Below are 9740 nucleotides of genomic sequence, written 5' to 3' on the forward strand. Positions count from 1 at the left end.
GACCCAACATTTGAGATCAATTCGGGTAAAAATTACCGTTTTCGTATGGTTCCATCGATTCCGTTTGTTGTTTCTATGCAACCGTCAAGACGATGACACGAAAGAATGGTGGGATGAAAGCCTCCAAAAAACATCCGTCAATAGGTCAAAAAAAGACGTTAAAACAAATACTTATAACGCGTCCCCACTTTCATTATTTCTAGTTCTGGAAAAGCTTATTTCTTTATTTGCAGATCGCGCCCCTAGGGTACACCCCTAAACTCACGGTTCCCAAACGGGCAACTATCCGGGCGCGGCCAGAAGGACCGATGGCGCTCCCGGGCGGTTGCAGACCGTTTATGAACAAGGTCGCGAGACCTGCCTCTTTTTAGAAGGGAGCTCCACGAATGAACAAGACTCTGATCGTTGCAGCAGCTGCAGCATCGTTCGCTACCGTCGCTCACGCGCAAAGCAGCGTCACGCTGTACGGCGTGCTGGACGCAGGCATCACCTACCAAAGCAACGTCCAGAACGCAGCCGGCCAAGGCAAGTCGCTGTGGTCGATGGGTTCGGGCATTGACCAGAGCCGCTTCGGCCTGCGTGGTTCGGAAGACCTCGGTGGCGGCCTGAAGGCAATCTTCACGTTGGAAAGCGGCTTCAACATCGGCAACGGCAAGTTCGCGAACAACAACGGCATGTTCAACCGCCAGGCTTTCGTCGGCCTGTCGAGCCAGTACGGCACGGTTACGCTGGGTAAGCAGTACGACTCCGTCCAGGACTACCTGGCACCGCTGACCGCAACGGGCTCGTGGGGCGGTACGTACTTCGCTCACCCGTTCAACAACGACAACCTGAGCACGAACGGCGGCTACTCGGCTAACAACACGATCAAGTTCGCAAGCGCGAACTACGCTGGCCTGCAATTCGGCGGCACGTACTCGTTCTCGAACAGCACGAACTTCGGCAACAACCGTGCTTACAGCGGCGGCGTGTCGTACCAGTACCAAGGCCTGAAGCTGGGTGCAGCTTACTCGCAAGCGAACAACCCGAACAACAACGGCACGGGCGCAGTTGACTCGTCGTCGGCTCTGTTCAACGGCCAAGGCCGCCTGCGCACGTACGGCGCGGCTGCTGCATACGCATTCGGCCCGGCGCAAGTTGGCGCAGCATGGACGCAATCGCGTGTCGACAACCAAGCTAACGGCGCGGCTACGTTCCACGCTGACAACTACGAAGTCAACGCGAAGTACAACCTGACGCCGGCTCTTGGCCTGGGCGCAGCGTACACGTACACGAACGCGAAGGTTGCTGGCGAAAGCACGCACTGGAACCAGTTCGGCCTGCAAGCTGACTACTCGCTGTCGAAGCGCACCGACGTCTACGCACAAGCTGTGTACCAGCGCGCTGCGAAGAACGGCGTTGGCGCATCGATCTACAACGGCGACGTCAACACGCTGCCGAGCTCGTCGATCAACCAAACCGCAGCAACGGTTGGTCTGCGTCACCGCTTCTAAGCGTGACGGCTGGGTAACCAGCTTCGCAGTATCGAAAAAGGCGCCTTCGGGCGCCTTTTTTTTCGCCCGCCGCATCGGCGATGCGGGCTGCGATGACGCTGCGTATCGTCCGGCCGCAAAAAAAGCGAGGCGCTGAGCCTCGCTTTTTGTTTGGTGTGCCGACGTGTGCGCTGCCGGCCGGCAGCATCAGCGCGTGTATTCGCCGTTGGCTTCCGGCTGGAACACGATCGCGGCGACCTTCATCAGCCTTTCGGCGCCGCTCGGCTGCAGCACTTTCACCAGCTGGCCGCGTTGCGTGCCGAGCAGCGCCATGCCGACCGGCGAGAACACGTTCAGGCGGCCGAGTTCGAGATTGGCGGCGTCCGGATAAACAATCGTCCAGGTGGCCTGTTCCTGGGTCGCTTCGTCGAGCAGTGTGATCTGCGAGTTCATCGTGACGACGTTTGCCTTGATGGCGTCCGGTTGCACGATGTCTGCGCGCTCGAGCAGCGTGTCGAGCATCGTCTGGAAGCGCGGGTTGTGTTCGGCGTGCTTCTCGAGGCGAGCAACGTCGAGTTCGGTCAACTGGTAAAGGCGTTGTTTCATGGCAGTTCTCCAAATGATCGGCATGGGGCAGGCGGGGCGTGCCTATGGGGATCGCCCGGAGCCTGTCTGACCTGGCTCCGGGAAGGAGACCGAGCCGTCAGATCAGGCGCCGGGCAGGCGCGAGCGGCGCCTGGGCCGTGCGTCGAGCGAGGGGATGCGCCGGCTGGCCGGCGCGCACGCGCACGCCGACCGGGCCGGGCGGCGAAACCGAAGCGAGCATGGGCGCGTGCATGGTGAATGGGGTATCGAGAGGTGAATAAAACCTTACGATTCTACAACACAACCTTCCGGATCGGTGCTTCGGCTGTCGGCCTTTCGTTAGGCATTGTTGTGAAAATGATTTAAGTAATAGCGATCGCGCACGGTGACAGCGGTCGATTTTTTCCGAAAATGCAACGCTGTATGTTCAAACCAAGGGTTTCCCCTTGGTATGGCCAGCACTACACTTGATCCATCGCTTCAGACAGTCCCGCCGGGAGCGACGTCAAAAGAGAACATATTTCGGAGGTCCACCATGAAGTCGATCATCTACGCAGCGATCGCTGCATCCGTTCTTGCCGCCCCGATCGCATCGTTCGCACAGTCCGAGCAGGGCTTGACTCGCGACCAGGTTCGGGCCGAGCTCGTGCAACTCGAACAGAACGGCTACAAGCCGCTCGCGAGCGATTCGCAATATCCGGACAACATCCAGGCCGCGGAACAACGGATCCAGCCGAACCAGCCGATGCTCGCCCAGGCCGATACGAGCGGTTATGGTGCGGTGGCGACGGGCGCAGGCCAGTCGGGCCGCCGCATGACGCATGAAGCCGCGAATCCCGTGAACTCCGTCTACTTCGGCAACTGAACATTCCCGGGTCTGCCCGAGCACAGCATGTGACCGACGGGACGCGCGCCGCTTGCGCGCGTCTGCGTCAGCAGAGCAGAACCTCCGTCGCCGCATTCCGGCGGCTTTTCCGCCCAGACGCTCGCGCGTTTGGGCCTTTTTCGCTGGGACGGATCAGGCGGACGTGACCGTCGGGGTGCCGTGGATATAGTGTTCGAGTTGGCTGATCGTGAATTGCTGGTCGGCAATCACGCTCTTCACGAGGTCGCCGATCGAGATCAGGCCGATCAGCTTGCCGTCCTGGATGACGGGCAGGTGGCGCATCCGGTGCTCGGTCATCAGTGCCATGCACTCGTCGGTGGATTGCGACGGTTCGACGTAGCGCACCTTGGCCGTCATGATTTCCTCGACGCGGGTGGCTTTCGACGAACGGTCCTGCAGCACGACCTTGCGCGCGTAGTCGCGCTCGGTGACGATGCCCGCGATGTCGTCGCCGTCCATGACCAGCAATGCGCCGATTCCCTTTTCCGCCATCAGCTTGATGGCGTCATAGACGAAATCGGCTTTCTTGACGGTGTAGATCGTGCGGCCGGAATCCGGCTTGGCTTTGAGAATTTGCGCGACAGTCGTGCTCATTTGCTTTCTCCGTGTGCGGGACGATGCAGCGAAGGCAGGGCGTGATGCGCGGCACCCGACGGGCCCAGTATAGCCGGGCCTGCTGCGGCAGTCGCGTGACGTTTCCAGATTAGCGGTAAACTCCGGTCACGCACTATCCACACAACTCCTACATTCCAGATCGTTTCGATTGAATTCATGATGTCTTCGCGTCCCCAATCGCCCACGCAGGGCAATGGCCAGGCAGACGAGTGCGTGACGCTCGTCGCCACCGCGTCGCTGCCCACGCGCTACGGTACGTTCACGTCGTACGCTTTCCGCGTATCGGGCAGCGATGCCGAACATCTCGCGCTCGTGATGGGCGACGTCACAGGCGAGCAGTCCGTGCTCACGCGGCTGCATTCCGAATGCCTGACCGGCGACGTGTTCGGCTCCTTCCGCTGCGATTGCGGTGAGCAGCTCGATCTCGCGCTGCGCTACATCGCGGCGGAAGATCGCGGCGTGCTGCTGTATCTGCGCGGCCACGAGGGGCGCGGCATCGGCCTGAGCAACAAGATCCGCGCATATGCGCTGCAGGAGCAGGGGCGCGACACCGTCGAGGCGAATCTCGACCTCGGCCTGCCCGACGACGCTCGCGAATACGATTCGGCCGCCGCGATCCTGCGGATCCTCGGCGTGACGTCGGTGCGACTGATGAGCAACAACCCGAAGAAGTTCGACACGCTCGTGAAGCACGGCATTCCCGTGTGTGAACGCGTGGCGCTCGCAGTGCCCGTGCGCGAGGAAAACGAGCGTTACATCCGGACCAAGCAGGTCAAGTTCGGGCATTACTTCGAAGAAAACGAGTAATCGCGTTCGACGCGGGGGCGCCCGATCGGGCGTCGCGCTCATTCCGTGAACGCCGGGCGGGACGATGCGTCCCGCCGCATTCGATTCCCGTCGCCGGTTCTCGCGACTGTCGCCGCTGGTTGCCGGCGCAGCTGACGAGCGCGATTGCTTCATCCCTCCGCTTCGCCTTCGAGCTCGCTCCTGCGTTACGAGAACGGTGTGCGCGGCCCGACGCACCCCATGCCTTCTGCATCTCCCGATCACGGTTGATCCGCCATTGAAGATAGAAACCGAACGTTTGACGTTGCGTCGCTGGCGCTCGGACGATGCCGATGCGCTGGTTGCGATGCACGCGGATCCTGATGTGACCGCGTGGCTGGCGCGTGGCCCGATGTCCTTCGATGAGGCGGAGGCCGTCATCGCACGTTTCGAAGCGCATTTCGACGCGCACGGTTTCGGTGTGTGGGCGATCGAACGCCGTGCGGATGGCGCGCTGATCGGGCTCTGCGGGTTGTCGCGTGAAGTTCGTGACGAGCATCCGATGGCGCCGTGCGTCGAGATCATGTGGCGCCAGGCCCGCGCATCGTGGGGGCATGGCCATGTCGCGGAAGCGGCCGCTGCGGTATTGGTCGACGGGTTCGGCCGGGTGGGGCTCGGCGAGATCTTTGCATGGACGGCTGCTGCCAACCAGCGATCGCAGCGTGTTGCACGGCAACTCGGGATGGTGCGGCAACCGATGCGCGATTTCGAGCATCCTGCGTTGCCGCCGGGGCATGCGCTGCGACCGCATGTGGTGTTTGTCGCGCACGCAACGCCCGTTCGTCCGGATGATTACGTCAGCGCGTAACGTGCCCCGGGCACGCTTGCCCGCTCACGCCACCTCGCGTTCTGCAGCACGATCCGGTAGCCGTCGGCGTCCTCGAACGTCTGTCCGCACGCATCCCAATATGGATTGAACGATGTCGCCCGCATGAAGCCGTGCGCGACTGCGCGTGCGCACGCGGCTTCCCATGCCGGGCGGTCGGGAAGATAAAAGACGATCAGGTCTTCGGGTGTCGGCGACGGGGCAACCGGATGCGCCGGACCGTGCGTGAATTCAAAGTGGTAGTCGAGTTCTTCGCGTCCGGGCATCACGCCGGAGAAACCGTCGTGATCGTCGAAGCGCGCGAGCACTGCTAGCTCGAATGCGTCGCGGTACATGTGCTCGGTTCTGGCGAGGTCGGCGACGGGGAGGGCGATGCGCAGGTGGGCGTGCATGACGATGTCGGCTGGGGTGAGCGATTCGTCGATGCCGCCGGGCAGGCGCGGGCGCGCTGCTCGCACGGGGCTTTGATATGTCCCCGATAAATTATCGCAGGCAAGAAAAAGCCCGCTACTGGAGCGGGCTGAATCCATGTTTGGAGACATGGAGGAGACGGATGCAACTTTAAGGGAAAACCCGAGGGATGGCAAGCCCTAGTTGTAATTGTGCAACGCAGCGCGCCTTGAGCTGTCCTGACCAGGCTGGTGCTGCACGCCATCCAGCTGTCGCGGGCGTTCCACCGTGTCGTGCCGAACAGCCGCCGCACCGTCGCGTATCCGCGGAGCCGCCGCCGGTCCTACATTGCGCCTGCCCGCGCGTGCGCGGCAAACGCGCCGAACCGCTCCTGCGCAACCGGCACCGCGTACTTGTTGCGCATTTCCGTCTCAATCCACGCGCAGGCCTCGCGCGCGCAGTCGGTCAGCGCATGCCGTGTCGTGTGTCCGTCGATGTCGTAGACGAAGCGCACGCCCACCTCGTCGTCGGCGACTTGCCGTTGCAGCTGATTGAGCTGCAGTTGCGGCCCGTGTCGCTGCGACAGCGCGCGCAGCTCGTCGAAGTGATATTCGAGCCAGTCGGCAAAGAACAGCGCGTCGCTATGGCAGCGCAGACGGAACGCCGCACTACGCGACGGACGCTGCGCGCCGCCGCCCGCGGCCTGCGGCTCGCCGTTTGGCGCGATGGCCGCATCGACGGGCGCAAGCGGCTGCCCGGTCTGCCGGTACGGTTTGCGGTCGCGCAGTGCGTGCCACAGCAGTTCGTCGCCGGCGGCACCGGACGGCTGCATCGTCAGGTCGCGCCGGCCCTCGCCGACAGCGGCGACGTCGCGGATCACGAGGCGCAGCGAGCAGAGCGGCTCGTCCGCTACCAGCAGCGTCGCCGTGCGCGGCAGCCCGCACACGAGCGGCGCGGCGCCGGCGGCCCGGAACACGAGCCCGCGGCGATCGAGCCGCACGAGCGGCAGCGGCCGCGCAAACGACGGGTAGGCGACTGCGATGCGGGCGCCGCCGGCACCCGTCAACCCGGGCATCATCGCGCGAAAGACCTGAGACTGGTCCACGGTGGTTCTCCTTCGTTACGTTGACGCCCGGCCGGACTACGCGCGTTCCGGCTCAGGCGGCGATGGCTTGCCGGGCAGCCCGTCCCGGCTCGATTCCCAGTGCGGCAAACGTTTGCGGATCGATGTCGATCCAGCACGCGACAACCAGACGACCGTCCACCTGTTTTGGGGGACCTGCCCGGTGCGCGTGCACGCCGATCCGGCGGAACAGCCGCTCCATGCTCGCGAACGTCACGCCGATCAGCTGCCGCGCGCCCCGTTGCGCCGCGCATTCGACGACCGCGGCGAGCATCGGGCGGACGGCCCACTCGGCATTGCCCGGACCGCCTTCGTCGTCACCGGTCGCCGCGAACCGCGACAGCTCCCAGACGGCAGCGGATTGCGGCAGTGCGACGTCCTCGGCGATCAGGTCGGCGAACAACGACTTCAGCAGATACGGGCGGGTGGTCGGCAACAGGCGCGCACATCCGCACACTTCGCCGCCGGCGTTTCTCGCGAACACGTAGACGGTATCGTCGCGATCGAACTGGTCGCGCTCGAAACAGTCGTTCGCCGACGGGAGCGCCCAACCGAGCTGTTCGACGAACACATGGCGCCGATAGCGCCCGAGATCCGCTGCAAGTTCGTGTGGTAACCGCCCTTCATCGTGAACGAAGGTCCGCATGGTGTCCTCGGATCGGTACTTTGGTATGCCCGCATTACATCGCGCGTTCCGAGGAGGCGGTAACTGGTAACTCTTACAGGGTGAGGGTGCGCCGACACCATTCGACCGGTGGTAACGGTTTCTTGATCGGCGGGATTGAAATACCGGCGGCTTTTGCTTATAAAGAGCGCCAGTCTTGCGGAAATGTCAGACGAAAGCGCGGCCGGTTGTCACTGGAGCACGGGACCGGCATGATAGACGTCGTTGCGACCGAGCAATGCCGACGCAACCGCGGCCGGCCAGTCGATGTGTGCGAGCCGCGCGGCGAGCACGGCGGCGGTGCGGAACATGCCGAGGTCGGCGCCGGTGGCGTCGACGGCCATGATGTTGCTGCGGACATCGCCGCCCGCGATCGCGAACGTGCCCGTCGCGCGCTCGAGATACCAGTCCCAGCCGACCGTCAGGTACGCGAGGCCGGCACTGGCCGGGCGGTGCCATTCGGTGTAGCCGGCCAGGCGCGCGTCGACGGCGCTGTCGCGCAGCTCCGCGAGCAGCGATGCATCGAGGCCGCTCGCGACATGGTCGAGCGCGAGCGCGGCCAGCGCGCTTTCGGACAGACGCACGTAGCCGTCCGGAGACGGGCCGCGGACCGGGTGCAACAAAGGTGAAGTCATGCGCGGAATGTATCAGCCCCGAACCGGCGCTGGCACCTGACAGGTATGACAGCGTAACGTTGTCGGAGAATGAATGGAACTGCGCTGGCAGGATGCCTACCAACAATTCAGCGCCGCGGAAGACGAGCAGCAGCTCTTCCAGCGGATCGCCGCTTATTCTAAACGCCTCGGCTTCGAATATTGCTGTTACGGCATTCGCGTGCCGTTGCCCGTGTCGAAGCCGGCCGTCGCGATCTTCGATACCTATCCGGACGGCTGGATGGCCCACTACCAGGCGCAGAACTACATCGAGATCGACTCGACGGTGCGTGACGGCGTGCTCAGCACCAACATGATCGTCTGGCCGGACGTCGACCGGATCGATCCGTGTCCGCTTTGGCGGGATGCGCGCGACCACGGGCTGTCGGTGGGCGTCGCGCAGTCGAGCTGGGCGGCGCGCGGCGCGTTCGGGCTGCTGAGCATCGCGCGTCATGCGGACCGGCTCACGCCGGCCGAGATCAACATGCTGACGCTGCAGACCAACTGGCTCGCGAACCTGTCGCATTCGCTGATGAGCCGCTTCATGGTGCCGAAGCTGTCGCCCGAGGCGAGCGTCACGCTGACCGCGCGCGAGCGCGAGGTGCTGTGCTGGACGGCCGAAGGGAAGACCGCGTGCGAGATCGGCCAGATCCTCAGCATCTCGGAGCGCACGGTCAACTTCCACGTGAACAACATCCTCGAGAAGCTCGCCGCGACCAACAAGGTCCAGGCGGTGGTCAAGGCGATCTCGGCCGGGCTCATCGATACGCCCTGACGCGGCACCGGCGGCGCGGCGGTCGTGCCGAGCCGGCCGCCTTTGCGCTCACTCCATCATCGGCTCCGCTTCCTTCGCGGTCCAGCTCACGCTGGAAATGCTCTTCTCCATGCTCATCCGGCTCGCGATCTGCTCGAGCTTCTGCTGATCCTTCGGATGCAGCTTCAGCGTCGCGGTCACCTTCAATCGGTCCGGCTGCTCGGGCACGTCCTCGCTCGTCAGGCTCTGGAACGACAGCGGTTTCGCATACATCGCGTTCGACAGCAGCGTGCGGATGTGTACTTCGTCGGCGGCGAGGCAGATCACGGTGATCTGGTATTCGCGCACGAGGTCGGCATTCGACACGGGTGTCGCGTTGATCGCCTGGCTGACGCCGCGCAGCACCGTGTTGGTGAGCAGCACGACGCCCGTGCCGGCCAGGGCCGGCACGTAGTGGCCGGAGCCGGCCAGCACGCCGACGGCGGCCGAGCACCACAGCGTCGCGGCCGTGTTGATGCCCTGGATCGAGCCCTTGTCGCGCATGATCACGCCGCCGCCGAGAAAGCCGACGCCCGACACGACGTAAGCGGCGATCTGCGTGACGCCGGCCACGCCGTTGCCGGTCAGCACGCCGAGCGTGACGAACAGGCAGGCGCCGCTCGCGACGAGCGTGATCGTGCGCAGCCCCGCCGTGCGTTGCCGCATCTGGCGTTCGAGGCCGATCGCGACGCCGCAGGCGAACGCAGTGAAAAGACGGAGTGCGAAATCGAGAGTCATGATGGTCCTGCCGTGCCAAGTGCGCATGCCGGCCCGCGGCGCGGCGGCGCGAAGCCGAACGCGGCACGATGGCCGTCATCGCGCGGTACTGTACCGCGCGGATGCGTCATTCAATGTGAAACGGATGGCGTGCGGGCTCGCGGAACGCGAGCCGCAGCAGGAGAACTGCG

The 9740-nt window shown here is 64.1% G+C and carries 12 protein-coding genes; 5 read left to right on the top strand and 7 right to left on the bottom strand.

Annotated features, from left to right (window positions below):
- Window positions 1–386: 386 nt before the first annotated feature.
- Window positions 387–1493: a porin gene (locus tag U4Z31_RS24505; protein ID WP_044846708.1), complete on the top strand. Its 1107-nt coding sequence runs from the start codon at window positions 387–389 to the stop codon at window positions 1491–1493.
- A gap of 186 nt (window positions 1494–1679) precedes the next feature.
- Here U4Z31_RS24505 and U4Z31_RS24510 read toward each other — a convergent pair whose 3' ends face one another.
- Entirely contained in the window at window positions 1680–2078 is a 399-nt protein-coding gene (locus U4Z31_RS24510; protein WP_044846709.1) for a GreA/GreB family elongation factor, read from the bottom strand.
- A gap of 514 nt (window positions 2079–2592) precedes the next feature.
- On the opposite strand from U4Z31_RS24510, the gene U4Z31_RS24515 reads away from it, so the two are divergent.
- On the top strand, window positions 2593–2922 hold the full coding sequence (locus tag U4Z31_RS24515; protein WP_044846710.1) for a DUF4148 domain-containing protein: 330 nt from the start codon (window positions 2593–2595) through the stop codon (window positions 2920–2922).
- A gap of 153 nt (window positions 2923–3075) precedes the next feature.
- On the opposite strand, the gene U4Z31_RS24520 is transcribed toward U4Z31_RS24515, so the two are convergent.
- A complete protein-coding gene (locus U4Z31_RS24520) occupies window positions 3076–3537 on the bottom strand; it encodes a CBS domain-containing protein (RefSeq protein WP_044846711.1) in 462 nt (153 codons plus the stop codon).
- A gap of 177 nt (window positions 3538–3714) precedes the next feature.
- Here U4Z31_RS24520 and ribA point away from each other — a divergent pair, with 177 nt between their 5' ends.
- Complete coding sequence (gene ribA, locus U4Z31_RS24525; protein WP_044846712.1) at window positions 3715–4365, top strand: GTP cyclohydrolase II; 651 nt, start codon at window positions 3715–3717, stop codon at window positions 4363–4365.
- 256 nt (window positions 4366–4621) lie between these two features.
- On the top strand, window positions 4622–5191 hold the full coding sequence (locus U4Z31_RS24530) for a GNAT family N-acetyltransferase (RefSeq protein ID WP_321811597.1): 570 nt from the start codon (window positions 4622–4624) through the stop codon (window positions 5189–5191).
- Here U4Z31_RS24530 and U4Z31_RS24535 read toward each other — a convergent pair.
- The 4 genes from U4Z31_RS24535 to U4Z31_RS24550 form a co-directional block, all read right to left on the bottom strand.
- Window positions 5176–5739: a VOC family protein gene (locus U4Z31_RS24535; protein ID WP_321811598.1), complete on the bottom strand. Its 564-nt coding sequence runs from the start codon at window positions 5737–5739 to the stop codon at window positions 5176–5178. The two genes, U4Z31_RS24530 and U4Z31_RS24535, sit on opposite strands and share 16 nt — an antisense overlap.
- A 203-nt stretch (window positions 5740–5942) precedes the next feature.
- Window positions 5943–6704, bottom strand: coding sequence for a hypothetical protein (locus U4Z31_RS24540; RefSeq protein WP_321811599.1), 762 nt, complete (start codon window positions 6702–6704; stop codon window positions 5943–5945).
- A 52-nt stretch (window positions 6705–6756) separates the two neighbouring features.
- A complete protein-coding gene (locus U4Z31_RS24545; protein ID WP_321811600.1) occupies window positions 6757–7368 on the bottom strand; it encodes an acyl-homoserine-lactone synthase in 612 nt (203 codons plus the stop codon).
- 209 nt (window positions 7369–7577) lie between these two features.
- Complete coding sequence (locus U4Z31_RS24550) at window positions 7578–8021, bottom strand: DUF4902 domain-containing protein (RefSeq protein WP_044843158.1); 444 nt, start codon at window positions 8019–8021, stop codon at window positions 7578–7580.
- A 73-nt stretch (window positions 8022–8094) separates the two neighbouring features.
- On the opposite strand from U4Z31_RS24550, the gene U4Z31_RS24555 reads away from it, so the two are divergent.
- On the top strand, window positions 8095–8814 hold the full coding sequence (locus U4Z31_RS24555; protein ID WP_044843159.1) for an autoinducer binding domain-containing protein: 720 nt from the start codon (window positions 8095–8097) through the stop codon (window positions 8812–8814).
- Window positions 8815–8862: 48 nt separating this feature from the next.
- On the opposite strand, the gene U4Z31_RS24560 is transcribed toward U4Z31_RS24555, so the two are convergent.
- Entirely contained in the window at window positions 8863–9570 is a 708-nt protein-coding gene (locus U4Z31_RS24560) for an MgtC/SapB family protein (protein ID WP_044843160.1), read from the bottom strand.
- Window positions 9571–9740 lie beyond the last annotated feature (170 nt).

This window comes from Burkholderia sp. BCC1985, from assembly GCF_905339915.1.
Classification (GTDB): domain Bacteria; phylum Pseudomonadota; class Gammaproteobacteria; order Burkholderiales; family Burkholderiaceae; genus Burkholderia.

Excerpts from the sequence above, each read along its gene's own strand:
- U4Z31_RS24550 (WP_044843158.1), bottom strand. The coding sequence starts at position 8,021 with ATGACTTCACCTTTGTTGCACCCGGTCCGCGGCCCGTCTCCGGACGGC.
- U4Z31_RS24560 (WP_044843160.1), bottom strand. The coding sequence starts at position 9,570 with ATGACTCTCGATTTCGCACTCCGTCTTTTCACTGCGTTCGCCTGCGGC.
- U4Z31_RS24520 (WP_044846711.1), bottom strand. The coding sequence starts at position 3,537 with ATGAGCACGACTGTCGCGCAAATTCTCAAAGCCAAGCCGGATTCCGGC.
- U4Z31_RS24510 (WP_044846709.1), bottom strand. The coding sequence starts at position 2,078 with ATGAAACAACGCCTTTACCAGTTGACCGAACTCGACGTTGCTCGCCTC.
- U4Z31_RS24555 (WP_044843159.1), top strand. The coding sequence starts at position 8,095 with ATGGAACTGCGCTGGCAGGATGCCTACCAACAATTCAGCGCCGCGGAA.
- ribA (WP_044846712.1), top strand. The coding sequence starts at position 3,715 with ATGATGTCTTCGCGTCCCCAATCGCCCACGCAGGGCAATGGCCAGGCA.
- U4Z31_RS24505 (WP_044846708.1), top strand. The coding sequence starts at position 387 with ATGAACAAGACTCTGATCGTTGCAGCAGCTGCAGCATCGTTCGCTACC.
- U4Z31_RS24515 (WP_044846710.1), top strand. The coding sequence starts at position 2,593 with ATGAAGTCGATCATCTACGCAGCGATCGCTGCATCCGTTCTTGCCGCC.
- U4Z31_RS24545 (WP_321811600.1), bottom strand. The coding sequence starts at position 7,368 with ATGCGGACCTTCGTTCACGATGAAGGGCGGTTACCACACGAACTTGCA.
- U4Z31_RS24535 (WP_321811598.1), bottom strand. The coding sequence starts at position 5,739 with ATGGATTCAGCCCGCTCCAGTAGCGGGCTTTTTCTTGCCTGCGATAAT.